The organism is Vibrio genomosp. F6, from assembly GCF_005146325.1.
Classification (GTDB): domain Bacteria; phylum Pseudomonadota; class Gammaproteobacteria; order Enterobacterales; family Vibrionaceae; genus Vibrio; species Vibrio cortegadensis.
Genome location: NZ_SYUT01000054.1, coordinates 16,245 through 35,567 on the forward strand (window position 1 = coordinate 16,245; position 19,323 = coordinate 35,567).

A 19,323-nucleotide genomic window follows, 5' to 3' on the forward strand; every position below is an offset into this window, starting at 1 on the left:
TTGGGTAAAATCAGACAAATTCGGCCGAATCTGCGTGAATAGTCACTTCCAAGTCAAATTTCGTCGCAAGTGTCTCGACAAGCTTAGCGTGGAAATTTTCTTGGGTTCGATTGATTTCGGCATGGGCTTTCTTTGGCACTTTTTCACCAACCCAATCACCCGCTTGATTGTATTTACCAATATGGTATTTCGCGGCGAAGCCCTCATCATTCCGCTCAAGCTCTAACCACCAGCACCAAAATTCTCGCTCTTCTGGTGATTTTTTATCGTTAACACAGACTGACAAGCAGTCGAATAGGTAATGACCGTCTTCCGATTGAGGCTCTCTCAAATATGGGCCAATCGCTTTTAGTGCCGGAAGTAAACGAAAGTGAGTCGACTTTGTGATTTCATCTGACATATTGAATCTCCATTTCAATGAAAAGCATAATATCCTTTATGACAATGTCCTCCCCACTCTCTCCAATAAATTATGAATGGGGATCATAAGCTTACGCTACATTGCTATATCATGCTTAACTAAATTAGGAAAAATGTCACCTAAATAATTCCTCTTCAAGCCACTTTATTGCTAAATCGAGGGATTGCTCATACCCTTTTGAAATAGTTTTAGAATCAATTTTTTTTGCTTTTCCATACTCACTAAAAAGTGCAACCAATTGATTATCAGAGTATGGCGAAATAGGATCGCCCTCTAAACCAATGGCAAGAATTGGCACTTTAGTTCGTCGGCTCGATAATATGCCTTGAACTTTTAATGACCACGCCATCATTTGCCCTGCAAGGCTATTGATATCCACTCCACTCTTTCCAAGTCGAGAGGCTAATACATCAAGATACATCTTGGGCATCTGTTTTAATTTTCCAGGAGTGGCGAGCACATCATGGATCGGAGCACCAAGGCTAATGCATGCTTTTATCTTAGTCTGCTCTATAAAAGAGAGGCGAACCATAGCATTACCACCAAAGCGAAAACCGATTAGACCAACCTTATAGTGATCCACCCAGGGTAAATTAGGCAGTTCATTCAATACAGCTTGATGCAAACATGAAGAGTCTTCAGTCAAACTCCAATGAGAACTATGCCCAACCGAAGGCATATCTACAGTCAGCATCGCAATATTCTTAGGCGCAAGATAATCTCTAAACAGACGCCACATATCCGTCTGAAGGCTGTCTAACCCCGCACTTACTATCACGACTGGCTGCTGTTTGTCAGTTGAAGACATATGTAAATTAGCGATAATTTTCTTATTCTTATATGGGATCTCTATCTGCTTAATTACATGTTTCGTGTGTTTCGCGGCTTCTTGGTAGGCACCTGTCGCAAGGGTTTGCGCTTGTAAGGCAAGGTTATCATTTTTAAGGTGTGGATAGCCTGCAATGCTGAAACACAGAGAGGCAGAAAAAAGCTCATTGGCTGCTTCTTCATTCTGCATATCATTGGCTCTTTTTTGATGCAGCATGCCAAGCTTTGTCCACTCATAAGCCCAATTTCCACTGTGATAACCCATAACGGTATCGAGCCACTGTTCATCTGTTCGTGAGTGCGTCGAGCAAGCAATTCTAGACAATACCCCTTCTTGCTCAATTGGATCGATGCCCTGCCAAATCCATTGCAATCTACGTAGGTTACGATACCACGAAAAATTGTCCTGCTGTTTACGCTCATTGAGGATCTCTAATGAGCTTGGTAGGTAACGTGTTAAGGCAGAGGTTTCCTGTGCTTGTTTGTACTTAACAAACAGGGTCTCAGACAGATTTTTACTTGTTTCGTCAGTCATATCTACGCTTCTTACAATGATTTGCCTTAATCATAATAAAAAAAATGACCCAATAAAGGGTCATTTTCAAATAATCACATTTTGATCTTATTTTTGCTTACGATTAATTGGCTCTACGTAAGTAATCGCGGTATCCCACGGTTGTTCAATCCATGTGTCTTGAGCAATATCAACAATGTATTCGTCAACTAGATCAGCGCCCGCAGGTTTTGCACATACCGTCACAAATTTAGCTTTTGGGTACATTTCACGGATTTTACGTGCTGTATCGCCACTGTCTACTAAATCATCAACAATCAAGAACCCTTCACCGTCATGCTCTGGTGCTTTCAAGATACGCATATCACGCTGATGATCGTGATCGTAACTTGCAATGCACACTGTATCTACGTAACGAATACCAAGTTCACGAGCTAAAATTGCAGCAGGAACCAAACCACCACGGCTTACACCAAGGATCCCTTTCCATTGTTCTGCTGGCATTTGCTTCTCAGCAAGCTGGCGACAATATGTTTGCATGTTGTCCCAAGTAATGATGAATTTAGTCGTCATAATAATAAAACCTAATAGTTATAAACTTATTGTTTTACGAATTAAGCAGCTGTTAACACGTATTTTAGAATAAAGATTGCAGCCATGACCCACACGCTCATCGATACATCACGACCTTTACCACTGAATAACTTGATCGCCGCATACGCGATAAAACCAAGAGAAATACCTTCAGCAATCGAAAAAGTCAGTGGCATAAGCAAGCAAGTAACGACAACTGGAGCCGCTTCTGTCAGATCACGCCAATCAATACTAACTAAACCAGATAGCATCAAGATCGCGACATAAAACAGTGCGCCAGCGGTTGCGTAAGCCGGGATCATTCCAGCTAATGGCGAGAAGAATAAAGCAAGTAGGAAGAAAATACCAACAACAACCGCAGTTAAACCTGTTCGTCCACCCGCTGCGACCCCTGAAACACTTTCAATATATGACGTCGTATTTGAGGTACCAAGCAGAGCACCAACCGATGTTGCTGTTGAATCCGCAAGCAGTGCTTTATTAAGGCGAGGAATTTTGCCATCTTTACCGATAAGATCCGCTTTTTGTGCGACACCAACTAAAGTACCCGCAGTATCAAATAAATCGACAAATAAGAACGCAAACACAACAGAAATCATGCCCAGTTCAAATACAGCAGAAAAGTCTAGCTGCAAGAAAGTCGGCGCAATGCTCGGTGGCGCTGACATAATACCGTGGTACTGCACATCACCAAAAATAAGACCAAGACCCGTGACCGCCAGAATGGCAATCATCACTCCACCTTTCACACCACGGTGAACTAATGCAATCGTAAGGAAAAACCCAATCGCACCCAGTACCGCAGGAACAGAAGTAATCGCACCCATAGAAACTAATGTCGCTGGGTTATCCACCACGATGCCTGCATTCTTTAGAGCAATGAAAGCCAAGAAAAGTCCAATACCTGCAGAGATACCCGTTCGAAGAGACATAGGAATTGAATTGATGATCCATTCACGAATCTTGAAGATACTTAAAAGGACAAACAAAATACCTGAAACAAATACCGCTGCCAGTGCAACTTGCCATGTATATCCCATCCCAAGTACGACTGAATAGGTAAAGAAGGCGTTGAGTCCCATCCCAGGCGCTTGTGCAATTGGGTAGTTCGCCACAAATCCCATGATAAAACAGCCAATCGCCGCCGCTAAACAGGTCGCTACAAATACGGCTCCATGATCCATTCCTGCATCAGACAAAATCGCCGGGTTAACAAAGATGATGTATGCCATTGTCAGGAAAGTCGTCATACCTGCAATGATTTCAGTTCGAACGTTCGTTCCATGTTCGCTGAGTTTAAATAGCCTTTCGAGCATTTTGTTATTCCTAAAAAGTGTAATCAAATTCAGTAGCCCTCTTATCCGCTAAAAGTGGCTAGTGAATTACCAAAGTAAACGGTTGCGTAATCGATTGGCAGGGATTATAAAGTTATCAAATAACAAATTCCAGATAGAATTCATACTCTAATAAATATTTCTTTCTATAAAAGATAGAAACCATCAATCAGAAAGTATCCGATCCACAACAAATAACATTAAAAACAATGAATTAAACATAAATTTAAAAACCATCAATATGGATGTTATTTAATCTATTCGGTATTTTTCTACTGAGTTCAGTGGTTCTTTAATTACGAGTTTATCCAGAATAATGGACTGTTGTGGCTAAGGGAGAAGAGAGTTGGTGGAATGACAACCGTTAAAGGTCAAAGATTAATCAAAAAATGGTTCAGATAAAAAAACGCCACTCAAGAGGAGTGGCGGTTGAATCTTGTCAGTCAAGGACTGTAGAAAAATTCTAATATATAGGGGTGAACATAATGTTCAATCACATGCGTTGGTATTAATTAGTAACCAAAGCTTGTTGGGTATGCAAAGTTGTTAGTAAAAACAGAGTTGTTTGTCCAAAACATTGCAGCTGGTAAACCTTTCATAAATATCACCTTAATAAATCAATAAACAAAAATTTGATTCTCAGTTCCTTGGAGGCGATTAACGGACTCATCCTTTGAGCATTTCTTCTTCGCTTCAGAAGTTGGGTTTAATATACCATTGAGAAAAAAAATTACAACAAAAAAGTAGACTTAAGTCACACTTATTTGAAAATAACGATCTAGATCAAATGATTTTCGTAATTAAATTACAGAAATGTTAGTTACAGAGCCTCTGTTTGACACTTGTAATAAAACGACACTCATATACTGAAATTCCCATTTAGATAAAAATTGAGAGCTCAGAGACATTTCACGATTTCTGCCACTACTAGCCCCATTCGAGTAGTGGTATGCTGTGGCCATACCAACGCAACTGTCGGTAGATAATAAATCTAATATTACTACGACTTTGCAATCATAAATCTGGTAATTAATCCATAAAGGAGTCATCCGTGTCTGAATTCCATTCTGAAATCAGCAGTTTATCACCTGCACTAATCTGGCAATTTTTCGATAAAATTTGTTCTATCCCACACCCATCTAAACATGAAGAACCTTTAGCGTTATACATTGTTGATTGGGCTAAGAGCCAAGGGCTAGATGTTCGTCGTGATCCAACAGGTAATGTTTTCATCAAAAAGCCTGCGACTGCTGGAATGGAAAACAAGAAAGGTGTCGTACTTCAAGCTCATATCGATATGGTGCCACAGAAGAATGAAGACACTGAACATGACTTCGTTGCCGATCCAATTCAGCCATACATTGATGGTGAGTGGGTGACAGCGAAAGGAACAACATTAGGTGCAGATAACGGTATTGGCATGGCTTCATGTCTTGCTGTGTTAGCTTCTAATGACCTTAAACACGGCCCACTAGAGGTTCTACTAACTATCGATGAAGAAGCTGGTATGACTGGCGCATTTGGCTTAGAAGCGGGCTGGTTAGAAGGTGATATCCTTCTTAACACCGATTCAGAGCAAGAAGGCGAAGTTTACATGGGCTGTGCTGGCGGTATTGATGGTGAAATGACTTTCAACATCACTCGCGAAGCTCAACCTGCTGGTTACGTAACTCGTAAGCTAATCCTAAAAGGTCTAAAAGGCGGTCACTCTGGTTGTGATATTCACACTGGCCGTGCTAACGCAAATAAACTGCTTGCTCGTTTCCTTGCTGGTCACGCTCAAGAACTTGATCTACGAATGATCGAATTCAAAGGCGGCAGCCTACGTAACGCAATCCCTCGTGAAGGCTTCGTTACTGTTGCGGTTCCTGCTGAGAATGAAGCAAAACTAGCAGAACTTTACACTTACTACACTGAGTTACTTTCTACTGAGCTTGGTAAAGTTGAAACTGACATCGTTACGTTTAACGAAGCGATTGAGACAAAGCAAGGCGTATTTGCGAATGCTGACCAAAGCCGCTTCGTTGCTGCGTTGAATGCTTGTCCAAACGGCGTTATTCGCATGAGTGACGAAATTGAAGGTGTAGTGGAAACCTCTTTGAATGTTGGTGTAATTACAACTGAAGACGATAAAGTATCTGTACTTTGCCTAATCCGCTCACTAATGGATTCAGGCCGTATGCAAGTAGAAAGCATGATTGCTTCTGTTGCTGAACTTGCAGGTGCTGATGTTGAATTTACAGGTGCTTACCCTGGTTGGAAACCTGATGCTGATTCTGAAATCATGGGTATTTTCCGTGATATGTACGAAGGTATCTACGGTCATAAACCAAATATCATGGTGATCCACGCGGGTCTTGAATGTGGTCTATTTAAAGAACCTTACCCGAACATGGATATGGTCTCTTTTGGTCCAACAATCAAATTCCCACACTCGCCTGACGAGAAAGTGAAAATCGATACCGTTACACTTTACTGGGAACAGATGTGTGCGCTATTAGAAGCGATTCCAAACAAGTAATCGGTTTGTGCTAAACGGCTAAATCTACTGCCGCATTAAACACCCAAAAGCCCAGTAATTTGATTGCTGGGCTTTTTGTCATCAACTCGCTAAATGTCCATTCACTTTCAGTTACGTCTTGGAACATCAGCACCCAAGCCCCCAACCTATAGATACAAAAAAGGCCTACCGCAGTAGACCTCTCATTTCATCTAATCCAATTAGCTGGTTAGATCATCGAAGAACTTCTTAACGCCATTAAAGAAACCTTCTGATTTTGGATTGTGCTTATTCGCAACTGCACCACCACAAGTGTCTTCAAATTCACGAAGTAACTCTTTTTGACGTGAACTTAATTTCACCGGAGTCTCAATCGCAAGTTTCACAATTAAGTCACCAACGCCACCGCTACGAACGCCTTTAACCCCTTTACCACGCATACGGAACATACGGCCTGTTTGCGTCTCTTCTGGCACTTTAAGGTTAACACGACCATCAAGTGTTGGAACTTCAACTTCACCACCAAGAGCCGCTTGAACAAAGCTTACTGGCACTTCACAGTAAAGGTTGTTGCCGTCACGCTCAAAAATATGGTGCTCTTTTACATGTACTTGAACATATAAATCACCGGTTGGCGCGCCCATTTCTCCGGCTTCACCTTCACCCGATAAACGGATGCGATCGCCAGTGTCCACGCCTGCTGGGATCTTAACATTAAGCGTTTTCGTTTTTTGTTTGCGACCTTGACCATGACAAGAGTTACAAGGGTCTTTAATGATCTGACCTTTACCATTACACGTAGGACATGTTTGCTGAACTGCAAAGAAACCTTGGCGCATTTGAACTTGGCCATGACCATGACAAGTGCCACACGTTTGTGCCGAAGAACCTTTCTTCGCACCACTACCATCACAAGTGTCACACTCGACTAATGTCGGTACTTGGATCTCTTTAGAACAGCCACGTACCGCTTCTTCTAATGATAGTTCCATGTTGTAGCGTAAATCAGCACCACGTTGTGCACGCTGCTGACCACCACCACGACGACCGCCGCCGAAGATATCACCAAACACATCGCCGAAAATATCACCGAAATCGCCTTGACCGCCGCCACCGAAGCCGCCGCCGCCCATTCCACCTTGTTCAAAAGCAGCGTGACCATATTGATCGTAAGCGGCTTTTTTCTGAGCGTCGGTTAGGATCTCATACGCTTCTTTTACTTCTTTAAACTTTTCAGGCGCACTCTTATCATCCTGATTACGGTCAGGGTGGAATTTCATTGCTAGACGTTTGTACGCCTTTTTAATATCGCGCTCTGATGCATCGCGGCTCACGCCTAATACTTCGTAAAAATCACGTTTTGACATGTTCTAGGTCACCAATTATTGCTACCACATCGCACTCAACGTGCCATGGGCGGTTTATGTATCAATCTAGATAAAACCCCTAAAGAGCTAATTTCAAACAGAGCTATTTATCTGAGTATTATCTAGAGTGATTCGTTACTTACAAGATTGCGGGCGTAAGAGTTACCTCTGACGCCCGCAAGACTATTAGATCTGAAGTTGATTAGCGAGAAGAATTACTTCTTAGCGTCTTCTTTAACTTCTTCAAATTCAGCGTCAACTACATCTTCTTCTTGCTTAGGTTGCTCACCTTCAGCGCCAGCTTGTTGAGCTTGAGCTTGTTGTTGAGCAATTTCCATTAGCTTTTGAGCCGCTTGCATAAGTTCTTGAACTTTAGCATCGATCGCTTCTTTATCATCACCAGACTTAACGCCTTCTAGTGCTGTAATAGCCGCTTCGATTTTCTCTTTCTCGTCTGCAGGTAGAGCTTCACCAGCTTCTTCCATTTGCTTACGAGTGCCGTGGATCATTTGGTCAGCTTGGTTGCGAGTAGTCACTAACTCTTCGAATTTTTTATCTTCTTCTTTGTTAGCTTCAGCTTCTTGTACCATTGCTTCGATTTCTTCGTCTGATAGACCGCCAGAAGCTTGGATAGTGATCTTCTGTTCTTTACCAGTCGCTTTATCTTTAGCAGATACGTTTAGGATACCATCAGCATCAAGGTCGAATGTAACTTCGATTTGTGGCATGCCACGTGGTGCTGGTTGGATACCTTCTAGGTTGAATTGACCTAGAGACTTGTTGTAAGTCGCTTGCTTACGCTCACCTTGAAGAACGTGGATAGTTACCGCGCTTTGGTTATCTTCAGCTGTTGAGAACGTTTGGTTCGCTTTTGTTGGGATAGTTGTGTTTTTCTCAACTAGCTTAGTCATTACGCCACCCATCGTTTCGATACCGAAAGATAGAGGAGTTACGTCTAGTAGAAGAACGTCTTTAACATCACCAGCAAGTACACCACCTTGAACTGCAGCACCCATTGCTACTGCTTCATCAGGGTTTACGTCACGACGAGCTTCTTTACCGAAGAACTCAGCAACTTTAGCTTGAACTAGTGGCATACGTGTTTGACCACCAACTAAGATTACGTCAGTGATGTCGCTTACTGATAAATCAGAGTCAGCTAGAGCAACTTTAAGTGGCTCAAGAGAACGTTGTACTAGGTCTTCAACTAGAGATTCTAGTTTTGCACGAGTCACTTTAACGTTCATGTGCTTAGGACCAGTAGCATCAGCCGTAACGTAAGGAAGGTTTACGTCAGTTTGCTGTGCAGAAGACAGTTCAATTTTCGCTTTTTCTGCTGCTTCTTTAACACGTTGCATTGCAAGAGGATCGTTCTTAAGATCGATACCTTGCTCTTTTTTGAATTCTTCAACCAAGTACTTGATCATGCGGTTATCGAAATCTTCACCACCAAGGTGAGTATCACCGTTAGTTGCTAGTACTTCGAAAGTTTGGTCGCCGTCTACTTTGTCGATTTCAATGATAGAGATATCAAATGTACCACCACCAAGGTCATATACTGCGATAGTGCGATCGCCGTCTTTCTTATCAAGACCGTAAGCAAGTGCCGCCGCTGTTGGTTCGTTGATGATACGCTTAACTTCTAGACCAGCGATACGACCAGCATCTTTTGTTGCTTGACGTTGTGCATCGTTAAAGTATGCAGGAACAGTGATTACTGCTGCTGTTACTTCTTCGCCTAGGAAATCTTCAGCTGTCTTCTTCATTTTCTTAAGAATTTCAGCAGAAACTTGAGGAGCAGCCATTTTTTGACCCTGCGCTTCAACCCAAGCATCACCATTGTCAGCTTTAACAATGTTGAAAGGCATGATTTCGATATCACGCTGAACTTCTTCATCTTCAAAACGACGACCGATTAGACGCTTAATTGCGAATAGTGTGTTTTGAGGGTTTGTTACGGCTTGACGTTTAGCTGGCTGGCCTACTAGCGTTTCACCTTCAGTATATGCAACTACTGATGCTGTAGTACGTTCGCCTTCAGCATTTTCAATTACGCGTGGTGCGTCGCCGTCTAAAACTGCAACACAAGAGTTAGTAGTACCTAAATCAATACCAATGATTCTACCCATCAGGCTATCTCCGAAATAAATTCTGTTTAGTTTTTGCTATGCCCCAAAGTTGGAGCGAGTAAACAAGGACGCAATCCTCATTCACAAATTATGAAGCATAATCATGTTTGCTTCTTGTATGCCCAATAGATAGGGGCGGACAATTCCTTTTCAAGGGTCGCAAGCAAAAAAAATCACTTTTTTATCTGTATTAGTCAAAAAGCGAAGGGTTATTTTCAAAAAGGCGGTTTCTACTCTTTAAAAATGACACAGGTGCTCATAAGCAACTGCCTATCCTAAACACTAAAAACCACCAAAAGAAAGCGGAGCCAATTGGCTCCGCTGATTATATTCGTTGTAACGTTTCTTATGTGTTAGCTCGTCTTATGAGTTAGCTTGAGCTGGCTCTGCTTCTTTCTCAACTGATACCGAGATTTCATTCTCTGATTTAGCCACAATGGTATTCACAGCAGTATCACCAACCACATTTGAAGAGGTACAGAACATATCGTTGATACGGTCAACCGCAGCAATGATTGCAAGACCTTCCGGTGGCAAGCCTAGTTGATGAAGAAGCACGCCCACCATCACAACACCACCACCAGGAACACCACCAGCACCAATAGACAGAAGTAGAATCGTTAATCCTAGAGTGAAGATGTCTGCAGAGTTAATTGGCTGACCAAATGCGTTAGCAACGAAAATAGTCGCCAATGCAATATAGATAGACACGCCGGACATGTTCATTGTCGCGCCGAGCGGAACACCAAAACCAGCCACTGACTTAGATACATTAAGCTTTTCAGTCAAAGTACGCATCGTTACAGGGATAGTTGCGTTGGAACTTGCTGTAGATAGTGAGAACAGTATTTGTTCACGAGTTGCACGCAAGAATTGGCGAGGAGAAATACCTGTTGTCAGTCCAACCATCATTGGATAGAAGACAAAAATCCAGAATACAAGCATTGCGACAACAAGCGCCACGTAACCGGCAACAGAAGCAAGAGTATTCGCATCTAAAGTGGCACCCAGTTGAATCATAAGGGCAAACACACCAAATGGAGCCAAGCTCATCACCAAGCCTACAAGCTTCATCATGATCTCATTGGCCATTTTGAACGTTTTGATCGCAGGGCCGCCACGAGAGTCAAGCGCCTGAATAGCAAGACCAGTCAAAATAGCCATGAAGATGATTTGGAGCATGTCACCATTGGCAAAAGCTTGCACAGGGTTGCTTGGTACAATATTAACAACTAGAGAGAAAATGTCTGGCGTTTCGGTTGTCGTCAGCTTAACCGCTTCAGAGACCGTTCCAGCAAGATTTGCATCAGCACCCGGTTGGAAGATCATACCAACGGTTAAAGCAGCCGTAATCGCAATGATGGTGTTAATAATGTAAAGCGCAAAGGTTTTACCACCAAGACGACCAAATGCAGTGATGTCTTTTAAATCGACGATGCCACAAACGATAGAGACATAAACTAGAGGCACAACTAAAAGTTTAATCAGTGAAACAAACATGCCACCAGCGCCTTCGGCAAGGCCTAGTAAATATGTATCGAAAATTGTTATCCCATTAAATAGATACTGAATGGCAGTACCAATAAGCAGACCAGCGAACAAGCCTACAAAAATTTTACTTGAGAGCGATTTATCCATCGTTCGTCTCCGGTTCGTTGTGTTGAATAATTGTAATATTTTAGTGAGCAAAGCGTTTAAAACGCTAAACTACCGCGCATAATACACAGCAAAATTACAATTTAAAGCATTTGTTTACATTAATGCTACATAAAACAAATCAGAACAAACAATCACCAACTCATAGCATTGCAATATAAAACTCCAATCATCAAAGATAACAATGTTTTAGTACATCGAACTCAATAAAGATTAGAAAGCCCTTATATATCGAGCTTCCCTTGAATTAAAAATAAAAAAAAGAGAAGCCTAAGCCTCTCTTTTTATGCATTCGATTTGGTATTTTATTTTGCAACCATAACCATTGCAGGGCGAACCACTCGTCCGTTCAACTCATAGCCTTTTTGCATCACAAACATAACCGTGTTTGATTCGTGATCTGGACTTTCTTGAATTGACATAGCTTGGTGGAATTCTGGATTAAACACTTCACCTTCAGGGTTAATCTCTTTCAAACCAAACTTAGACACGGTATCTACGAATGTCTTGTGAGTCAGCTCAATGCCTTCAAGAATTGGCTTCACCGCTTCATGTTCTGCATCTGCTGCTTGAATTGCACGCTCAAGGTTATCAATAACCGGTAGCAAGCCTTCCGCAAATTTGTTCAGTGCGTATTTACGAGCTTTATCGATCTCTTGCTCAGTACGGCGGCGCATGTTTTCAACTTCAGCCTTAGCACGTAATACAGACTCTTGTTGCTCTTTAATTTTAGCTTCGCTAGAAAGCAATGCAGCTTCAAGTTGAGCGACTTGAGACTCTTCTTCTGGAAAAAGTTCTTCTTCTGGGTTCCAGTCCACATCCGCTTCAGTACCAACAGCTTCAACTTCTTGCTCGGCTGTTTCTTGCTGTTGCAGCTCTTCTTCTTTCAATTTGTTCTCTTCGTTGCTCATGTTCTCTCCAGAATTCAATTTTCTATGCATATCAAAAGGCGATATTAAACCTCTAAATTGAGATAAAAAACTCGCATAGACGTTCGACTTGCCTTTATTATGGGGACGAAGATTTGTGATTCAAGCATTAATAGTTTGGAAACGTTATGAAAAAGCCATTTGAGGTCATTGCCATCATAGGTAAACCTCGTGATCAAAAAGCAATTCAAACCCATCGAGAGCTATTTAATTGGCTAACTTCTGAGGGTTATCAAGTATTTATTGACGATCGTCTTGCTGCGATCTTAGATGATATCCCACAAGAACAATTTGCCAGCCTAGTCAGCCTAGGAAAAAAAGCCGATCTTGCCATTGTTGTTGGTGGTGATGGGAATATGCTTGGAGCGGCAAGGATCCTTTCACGCTTTGATATTTCCGTCATTGGAGTCAACCGTGGAAGCTTAGGATTTCTTACCGATCTCAACCCAGAAGACTTCCAAACCTCACTGCAAGCCGTATTGAGTGGTGAATACTCTGAAGAAGAACGCTTTCTATTAGAGACTGAAATACATCGCCATGGTCAAATAAAAAGTCATAATGCCGCATTAAATGAAGCCGTTTTACACCCGGGTCAAGTCGCACGAATGATCGAATTTGAAGTGTATATCGATGATAGTTTTGCTTTTTCTCAGCGTTCAGATGGATTAATCGTTTCCACACCTACAGGATCCACCGCTTATTCGCTTTCAGGTGGAGGCCCTATCCTCTCTTCAAGCCTTAATGCCATTTCACTTGTGCCTATGTTCCCACACACTTTATCGAGTCGACCGCTTGTAGTAGATGGAAATCGAAATATTAAGCTCATTGTTTCTCCTGATAATCCGGGCACTCAAGAGGTGAGTTGTGATGGACAAATATCGCTACCTGTTTCTCCTGGCGATGAAATTCATATTTACCGAAGCCCCAACGTACTTAAGTTGATTCACCCGAAAGATTACAGCTATTACCATGTACTGCGAAACAAACTTGGGTGGTCTAGTAAGCTGTTTTAATTCCGTGCTCGCTTAAGGCATTGGGCGGATATAAATCTACCAAGTTACTAAAACATAAGTAGATTAAAAAGAAACGGCCATTAGATTGATGCTGCTCACAAAATGAAATCGCATAAGCAATAAAAATTACCTGTATAACTTTACTGTATAAAGAAACAGTATATACTGTCTTCTTATACAGTAGTGTTTAGTTATACAGGTAATAAAAGATGCTGGCTCATTTAAGTGTTAATAATTTTGCAATTGTTAAGTCGCTACAGCTAGAGCTCTCTAAGGGCATGACCACTATCACTGGTGAAACAGGCGCAGGTAAATCTATTGCAATAGATGCACTCGGGTTATGTTTAGGCGGTCGAGCTGATGCAGGCATGGTAAGACAAGGTGAAGAAAAAACCGAAGTCAGTGCCGCGTTCTTACTCGACAACAATCTCAATGCCACTCGCTGGTTAGAAGACAACGATCTTTTTGATGGAAGCGAATGCATTTTACGCCGAACCATCACCAAAGAGGGTCGCTCTCGCGCTTTTATTAATGGCAGCCCTGTTCCGCTATCTCAACTAAAATCACTCGCTCAACTATTGATCAACATTCATGGTCAACATGCGCACCATCAATTAATGAAAAGTGATTACCAACTCTCCATGTTGGATCAATATGCAGGCCATACTAATCTACTAAAAAATGTCCGTAACGCTTATCAAGCGTGGCGACAAGCCGACAACAACCTAAAAACTTTACGTGATAATAGCCAACAGAACCAAGCTCAAAAGCAGCTTCTCGAATACCAAATTAAAGAGTTAACGGAACTCGCCATTGGTGAAGAGGAGTTCCAAACGTTAGAGCAAGAGCATAAACGCTTATCCAATAGCGGAGAGCTTGCCTCAAGTTGCCAACTCGCCATTGATCTCATCTATGAAGGCGATGAATACAATGCCCTCAGCGTGCTTCAAAAAGCCAATAGTTCGTTAATCCAACTGGCTGAGCTAGACGAAAAACTGTCCTCACTTCCTAATATGCTTGAGGAAGCGATCATTCAAATTGAAGAGACCAACAACGAACTGCGCTCATATCTAGACAGCATTGATGTTGATCCAGGAAGAATGGCCTTTGTGGAAGAACGCTTCTCAAAAATTATGTCTATCTCTCGTAAACATCATGTTCAACCCAATGAGCTCTATCAGCATCATCAAGATTTGTTGAAACAGATCGAAGAGCTTGATTGTTCAGACGAGAAACTCGACGAACTCGCTCAAGAAGTGCAGCAAAAATTCCAATTATTCCTCAATCATGGCGAGAAACTGCATAAGTCTCGTAGTCGCTATGCGAAAGAGTTAAATAAACTGATCACACAAAGCATGCATGAATTGAGCATGGAAAACGCTAAGTTTGCGATTCAGGTTGAAGCTCAAGGTTCTCATCCCTCTCCTCTTGGATTAGATTGCGTCACTTTTGTGGTTTCGACTAACCCTGGGCAACCAATGCAGCCCATTGCGAAAGTCGCTTCTGGTGGTGAATTATCACGTATCTCATTGGCGATACAGGTCATCACCGCACAGAAGGTAGAAACACCAAGCCTTATTTTTGATGAAGTCGATGTCGGTATCAGCGGCCCAACCGCTGCCGTTGTAGGGAAAATGCTTCGTCAACTGGGAGAGTCCACTCAGGTAATGTGTGTTACTCACCTTCCTCAAGTCGCAGGGTGTGGGCATCAACAGTTGTTTGTCGCGAAAAATACTAAAGCGGGAAAAACTGAAACGCAGATGAACGTTTTGGATGAAACTCAGCGTATTGGAGAGCTAGCACGACTGCTTGGAGGCAGCACAATCACCGACTCGACATTAGCCAACGCGAAAGAACTACTCATGGTTGCTTAAGCCGAAAGTTTGTTTGAAAAGTTCAATCAGAGCACTATTTTTGTCCAATAATGCAACTTAACTCAAAAATAGCAGTCTGATTAGCATCAAATAACAGGGAGTTTTTTACTTCTGCCTCTAGCTTGTTTATTATCAGGCCAGATTTACGGATAACGACTAAGAATTTTACTATGCGATTTAAGAAGTGGTTAGTAGCAGTCCCACTAGCACTAACAATGTTGACGGGTTGCTCCGTATTAGAAAAGCTGGTTTATCGAATTGATATAAACCAAGGTAACTATGTAGAACAAGAAGCAGTTAGCCAACTCAAGTTTGGTATGACTAAAGACCAAGTTCGGTATGTCATGGGATCCCCTATGCTAATCGAAAATGGCTACCCTGATACTTGGTACTACATCTACCATCATACTAAAGGCCATAACGATCCGATCCAAAAGGACTTAATCGTGAACTTTGGTGAACATGGTACATTATTGAATATTGCGGGTGATTTCCCGGAAAGCGACACCTTTTTCGAAGGCTTAAACTAATCCTCATCGGAAAACACAACGCGCAATAAAAAGGCTCGCAATGACGAGCCTTTTCTATATCTGGCGCATAGGCAATTTTCCACAATGACGTCACATTACTGTAACGACAACGGTTTCAAGTTAAACACAGCAACGCCAATGCAGATGTGGTTAACGAAACCATTTTTACCGAAGACACCGTTGCCGAAGACATCATTACCATAGATATAATCAACGAAGACATGATAACAAAGAGATTGCAAACAAGACCTAACTAGCTTTTACGCATCTCATTCATCTTACCGCCTGTTACAGGGTCAATAGTCCCTGCGGCTTTAGCTTGTTCCGCTCGCTTGCGTCTGATTTCTTTAGGATCAGCAAGCAGTGGTCGGTAAATCTCAATGCGATCTTTGTCTCTAACCGTCGCATCTAACTTAATATTGCGACTAAACACTCCCAGCTTATTTTTGGCTAAGTCAATCTCAGGGTACAAAGCCAACACGCCAGACTGCTGTACAATCTCTTCCACTGTCATATTACGGTTAACCACCAAGTTAAATACTCGCTGCTCGTGTGGCAACGCGTACACAACCTCTACATGGATCATGTCCGATTCAATACTCATCTTTAATACACCTGTTTCGCGCGTTGGGTAAATGCACTGACCATATTACTCGTCAGATCATTGAAGATCTTCCCAAAAGCCATCTCAATCATCCGGCTTGAAAATTCGAACTCCAACTTCAACTCAACCTTGCATGCCTGTTCATCTAATGGGATAAAAGACCAACCACCTTGTAACTTTCTGAACGGACCATCTACCAACTCCATCATAATAGAAGTACCATCAGTTAACTGATTAGAAGTAGTGAACGTTTTACTAATACCGGCTTTTGCAACATCAACTGATGCGACCATTGTCGTACTTGATGATTCCAAGACACGAGAGCCTGAACAACCAGGCAAAAATTCGGGATAACGGGCAACATCATTAACCAAAGCATACATCTGGTCAGCACTAAACGACACTAACGCTGAGCGAGTGACTTGTGGCATATAGACTCCTGTAAGTAACAGCGATACATTTAGCTGTCGAAAAATTTAATTCTATTGAGCTAGCGCGCAAATAAAGGATTCCCCAATTCAGGTGCAATCCGTATAATGAGGCCATTATGGCAAAGAATAAATCAAAATCAAAAGCGGGTAGCAATACCATTGCGCTAAATAAGAAAGCTCGCCACGAATATTTCATCGATGATGAGATAGAAGCGGGGCTTGAGCTACAAGGCTGGGAAGTAAAATCTCTACGTGAAGGTAAAACTAATATCGTGGAAAGTTACGTCTATGTTCGGGATGGAGAAGCATTTATCAGTGGTATGACTATCACTCCGCTTATCCAAGCATCAACACACGTTGTCGCTAACCCAACTCGTATTCGTAAACTTCTTTTATCTAGAAAAGAACTCGATAACCTTATCGGGCGTATTAATCGTGAAGGCATGACTTTAGTTGCCACCGCTATGTATTGGTCTCGCTCATGGGCGAAAATCAAAATTGGCGTAGCAAAAGGTAAAAAACTGCACGACAAACGTACTGATATGAAAGAAAAAGATTGGGCGAGAGATAAATCGCGAATTATGAAGAGTAGTTTGCGTTAATTTTAAGCACTTAAACGCACAGTGCTAGACAGGCCATGCTTTTCTGGTACTATGCAAACAACACTTGGGGCTGATTCAGGATTCGACAGGAATTTTGAAGTCTGAGGTGCATGCCGTGGGGCGGTTGGCCACGTAAAAAGCCGCAAAAAAATAGTCGCAAACGACGAAAACTACGCACTAGCAGCTTAATAACCTGCTGAGAGCCTTTCTGCCCTAGCTTCCGCTTGTAAGACGGGGAATAACAGAGAGTCAAACCCAAACTAGCTAGATCGGATTCTCCCGCCTGAGAGATGAAGTTCGAAATTTAATTCAGGATAGTCATTTACTAGCGTGTCGGTTCGCAGGTACTTGGTGAAATTAAAGATCGACTAAGCATGTAGTACCAATGATGAATGATTTCTGGACGCGGGTTCAACTCCCGCCAGCTCCACCAATTATAAGTTTAAAGACGTCCTAGGGCGTCTTTTTTCTTGCCTGCAATATAACAAAATCAATAACTTACAATCCATTAGCGTCCGTAGCGTTCTCTACCTTCCATGCTCTCTGGTATTCCACGTGGTATTCCAAGCAATAAATGCTAGTATCTGGAATACCATTTATTTGAGGAGTTGAGCCAATGGGAACCAGAGCAACTAGACTAACAAGTAAAGCTATTACCAACGCAAAGCCTAAAGAGAAGGATTATGTTCTTTCTGACGGCGACGGTTTACAGCTACGAGTTAGGACAAATGGTTCTCGTTTATGGAACTTCAACTATCGCCACCCTATTACTAAAAAACGCATCAACATGGGCTTAGGTGCTTTCCCTGAGTTATCTCTCGCTAATGCCCGTAAAAAGACAATAGAAGCAAGGGAGCTTGTTGCTGATGGCATTGATCCTAAAGAAGCCAGAGATTCAAATCTTGCTGAAATGCAAAAAGAACTTGAAAATACATTACTCAATTTAGCTAAAGAGTGGTTTGAAAGAAAAAAAGAAAGTGTCACGACAAACTATGCCGATGATATCTGGCGTTCTTTAGAACTGCATATATTTCCAGGTTTGGGCACCTGCCCTATTTCTAAGATTGATGCTCAAACGGTTATCAAGAAATTAAAACCTCTAGAGGCTAAGGGGAGCCTTGAAACAGTTAAACGCTTATGTCAACGCTTAAACGAGATAATGGTATATGCCGTTAATGTCGGTAAGCTCACCTCTAACCCTATTGATAAAATCTATTCTGGATTTCAAAAACCGAAGAAAAAAAACATGGCAGCTCTGAAGCCCAATGAGCTACCAGAACTGATGAACGCAATCGCGAATGCATCTATTAAAAAAGTGACTCGCTTTCTAATTGAGTGGCAGCTACACACTATGAGTAGACCAGCAGAAGCCGCAGGTGCTAAATGGGAAGAAATTGATTTAGAAAATAAACTCTGGATTGTCCCCGCAGAGCGAATGAAAAAAAGAAAAGAGCACAAAGTACCGCTAACTGAGCAAACTATTGCCTTGTTAGAAAAACTTAAACCAATTAGCGGTCATCGAGATTTTCTGTTCCCTTCAGATAGAGACCCTAAGAAACCTTGTAATAGCCAGACAGCTAATATGGCTCTAAAAAGAATGGGGTTTGAGAATCGACTAGTAAGCCACGGTTTGAGATCCCTAGCTAGTACAACACTCAATGAACAAGGTTTTGTTCCTGATGATATTGAATCAGCTCTAGCTCATGTAGACAAAAACCAAGTCAGGAGTGCTTACAATCGTACAGATTACCTTGAGCGTAGACGTCCGATGATGAGCTGGTGGAGTGAACATATAACCGCTGCTGCTGAAGGAAATGTCTCATTAGCTAGCAGGAAAGGACTAAAACTAGTCAGTTAAGCCTAATATAGGTTTACGATAATCAAACTAAACTGTTTCATCCCAACGTAGAACTAGCGGATAGAAATACTTCATTCTCAATCTTATATTTTTATTAATAACTAAGAATGATCGAGGTTAACTTTGAATATAAAGGGGA

Annotated in this window: 16 protein-coding genes and 1 other RNA gene; 7 read left to right on the top strand and 10 right to left on the bottom strand. The window is 41.9% G+C overall.

The window, feature by feature from the left end:
- Nucleotides 1-10: 10 nt before the first annotated feature.
- The 4 genes from crl to FCV43_RS17400 form a co-directional block, all read right to left on the bottom strand.
- Nucleotides 11-400: a sigma factor-binding protein Crl gene (gene crl / locus FCV43_RS17385; RefSeq protein WP_017051706.1), complete on the bottom strand. Its 390-nt coding sequence runs from the start codon at nt 398-400 to the stop codon at nt 11-13.
- Nucleotides 401-536: 136 nt separating this feature from the next.
- Nucleotides 537-1,784, bottom strand: coding sequence for an esterase FrsA (frsA, locus tag FCV43_RS17390; RefSeq protein ID WP_113796516.1), 1,248 nt, complete (start codon nt 1,782-1,784; stop codon nt 537-539).
- Between the two features lie 87 nt (nt 1,785-1,871).
- Nucleotides 1,872-2,336 carry a xanthine phosphoribosyltransferase gene (gene gpt, locus FCV43_RS17395; RefSeq protein WP_017051704.1) on the bottom strand — a complete coding sequence of 155 codons (465 nt, stop codon included), beginning with the start codon at nt 2,334-2,336 and terminating at the stop codon, nt 1,872-1,874.
- Nucleotides 2,337-2,377: 41 nt separating this feature from the next.
- On the bottom strand, nt 2,378-3,673 hold the full coding sequence (locus FCV43_RS17400) for an NCS2 family permease (protein WP_017051703.1): 1,296 nt from the start codon (nt 3,671-3,673) through the stop codon (nt 2,378-2,380).
- 1,069 nt (nt 3,674-4,742) lie between these two features.
- Between FCV43_RS17400 and FCV43_RS17405 the strand changes: the two genes are divergently transcribed.
- Nucleotides 4,743-6,212 (top strand): aminoacyl-histidine dipeptidase, encoded by a 1,470-nt coding sequence (locus FCV43_RS17405; protein ID WP_136995881.1) that lies wholly within the window; start codon nt 4,743-4,745, stop codon nt 6,210-6,212.
- Between the two features lie 200 nt (nt 6,213-6,412).
- On the opposite strand, the gene dnaJ is transcribed toward FCV43_RS17405, so the two are convergent.
- From dnaJ to grpE, 4 genes are all read right to left on the bottom strand, one after another.
- Nucleotides 6,413-7,558, bottom strand: a complete 1,146-nt coding sequence (gene dnaJ / locus FCV43_RS17410; protein ID WP_113796520.1) for a molecular chaperone DnaJ — start codon at nt 7,556-7,558, stop codon at nt 6,413-6,415.
- Between the two features lie 215 nt (nt 7,559-7,773).
- Complete coding sequence (gene dnaK, locus FCV43_RS17415; RefSeq protein ID WP_017053803.1) at nt 7,774-9,687, bottom strand: molecular chaperone DnaK; 1,914 nt, start codon at nt 9,685-9,687, stop codon at nt 7,774-7,776.
- Between the two features lie 363 nt (nt 9,688-10,050).
- Entirely contained in the window at nt 10,051-11,325 is a 1,275-nt protein-coding gene (locus FCV43_RS17420) for a dicarboxylate/amino acid:cation symporter (RefSeq protein ID WP_113796524.1), read from the bottom strand.
- Between the two features lie 323 nt (nt 11,326-11,648).
- Nucleotides 11,649-12,254, bottom strand: a complete 606-nt coding sequence (grpE, locus tag FCV43_RS17425; RefSeq protein WP_113796526.1) for a nucleotide exchange factor GrpE — start codon at nt 12,252-12,254, stop codon at nt 11,649-11,651.
- 146 nt (nt 12,255-12,400) lie between these two features.
- Between grpE and nadK the strand changes: the two genes are divergently transcribed.
- From nadK to bamE, 3 genes are all read left to right on the top strand, one after another.
- Nucleotides 12,401-13,285 (top strand): NAD(+) kinase, encoded by an 885-nt coding sequence (gene nadK / locus FCV43_RS17430; RefSeq protein ID WP_017053800.1) that lies wholly within the window; start codon nt 12,401-12,403, stop codon nt 13,283-13,285.
- A gap of 209 nt (nt 13,286-13,494) precedes the next feature.
- Nucleotides 13,495-15,159 (top strand): DNA repair protein RecN, encoded by a 1,665-nt coding sequence (recN, locus tag FCV43_RS17435; RefSeq protein ID WP_136995882.1) that lies wholly within the window; start codon nt 13,495-13,497, stop codon nt 15,157-15,159.
- Between the two features lie 170 nt (nt 15,160-15,329).
- A complete protein-coding gene (bamE, locus tag FCV43_RS17440; protein WP_017053798.1) occupies nt 15,330-15,689 on the top strand; it encodes an outer membrane protein assembly factor BamE in 360 nt (119 codons plus the stop codon).
- 253 nt (nt 15,690-15,942) lie between these two features.
- Here the strand turns inward: bamE and FCV43_RS17445 are convergent, their stop codons facing one another.
- A complete protein-coding gene (locus FCV43_RS17445) occupies nt 15,943-16,293 on the bottom strand; it encodes an RnfH family protein (RefSeq protein ID WP_113796530.1) in 351 nt (116 codons plus the stop codon).
- Nucleotides 16,294-16,295: 2 nt separating this feature from the next.
- Nucleotides 16,296-16,724, bottom strand: coding sequence for an SRPBCC family protein (locus FCV43_RS17450; RefSeq protein ID WP_113796532.1), 429 nt, complete (start codon nt 16,722-16,724; stop codon nt 16,296-16,298).
- Nucleotides 16,725-16,840: 116 nt separating this feature from the next.
- Here FCV43_RS17450 and smpB point away from each other — a divergent pair, with 116 nt between their 5' ends.
- The 3 genes from smpB (at nt 16,841) to FCV43_RS17465 (ending at nt 19,184) form a co-directional block, all read left to right on the top strand.
- Nucleotides 16,841-17,326 (top strand): SsrA-binding protein SmpB, encoded by a 486-nt coding sequence (smpB, locus tag FCV43_RS17455; protein ID WP_017053795.1) that lies wholly within the window; start codon nt 16,841-16,843, stop codon nt 17,324-17,326.
- Between the two features lie 66 nt (nt 17,327-17,392).
- Nucleotides 17,393-17,759: a transfer-messenger RNA gene (gene ssrA / locus FCV43_RS17460) on the top strand.
- 183 nt (nt 17,760-17,942) lie between these two features.
- Complete coding sequence (locus FCV43_RS17465) at nt 17,943-19,184, top strand: integrase domain-containing protein (RefSeq protein ID WP_136995883.1); 1,242 nt, start codon at nt 17,943-17,945, stop codon at nt 19,182-19,184.
- Nucleotides 19,185-19,323 lie beyond the last annotated feature (139 nt).

Bases quoted from the DNA above. Each gene is read 5' to 3' on its own strand.
- nadK (WP_017053800.1), top strand. From the start codon at position 12,401: ATGAAAAAGCCATTTGAGGTCATTGCCATCATAGGTAAACCTCGTGAT.
- frsA (WP_113796516.1), bottom strand. From the start codon at position 1,784: ATGACTGACGAAACAAGTAAAAATCTGTCTGAGACCCTGTTTGTTAAG.
- crl (WP_017051706.1), bottom strand. From the start codon at position 400: ATGTCAGATGAAATCACAAAGTCGACTCACTTTCGTTTACTTCCGGCA.
- FCV43_RS17445 (WP_113796530.1), bottom strand. From the start codon at position 16,293: ATGAGTATTGAATCGGACATGATCCATGTAGAGGTTGTGTACGCGTTG.
- bamE (WP_017053798.1), top strand. From the start codon at position 15,330: ATGCGATTTAAGAAGTGGTTAGTAGCAGTCCCACTAGCACTAACAATG.
- FCV43_RS17400 (WP_017051703.1), bottom strand. From the start codon at position 3,673: ATGCTCGAAAGGCTATTTAAACTCAGCGAACATGGAACGAACGTTCGA.
- FCV43_RS17450 (WP_113796532.1), bottom strand. From the start codon at position 16,724: ATGCCACAAGTCACTCGCTCAGCGTTAGTGTCGTTTAGTGCTGACCAG.
- gpt (WP_017051704.1), bottom strand. From the start codon at position 2,336: ATGACGACTAAATTCATCATTACTTGGGACAACATGCAAACATATTGT.
- smpB (WP_017053795.1), top strand. From the start codon at position 16,841: ATGGCAAAGAATAAATCAAAATCAAAAGCGGGTAGCAATACCATTGCG.
- FCV43_RS17465 (WP_136995883.1), top strand. From the start codon at position 17,943: ATGGGAACCAGAGCAACTAGACTAACAAGTAAAGCTATTACCAACGCA.
- dnaK (WP_017053803.1), bottom strand. From the start codon at position 9,687: ATGGGTAGAATCATTGGTATTGATTTAGGTACTACTAACTCTTGTGTT.
- FCV43_RS17420 (WP_113796524.1), bottom strand. From the start codon at position 11,325: ATGGATAAATCGCTCTCAAGTAAAATTTTTGTAGGCTTGTTCGCTGGT.
- dnaJ (WP_113796520.1), bottom strand. From the start codon at position 7,558: ATGTCAAAACGTGATTTTTACGAAGTATTAGGCGTGAGCCGCGATGCA.
- recN (WP_136995882.1), top strand. From the start codon at position 13,495: ATGCTGGCTCATTTAAGTGTTAATAATTTTGCAATTGTTAAGTCGCTA.
- grpE (WP_113796526.1), bottom strand. From the start codon at position 12,254: ATGAGCAACGAAGAGAACAAATTGAAAGAAGAAGAGCTGCAACAGCAA.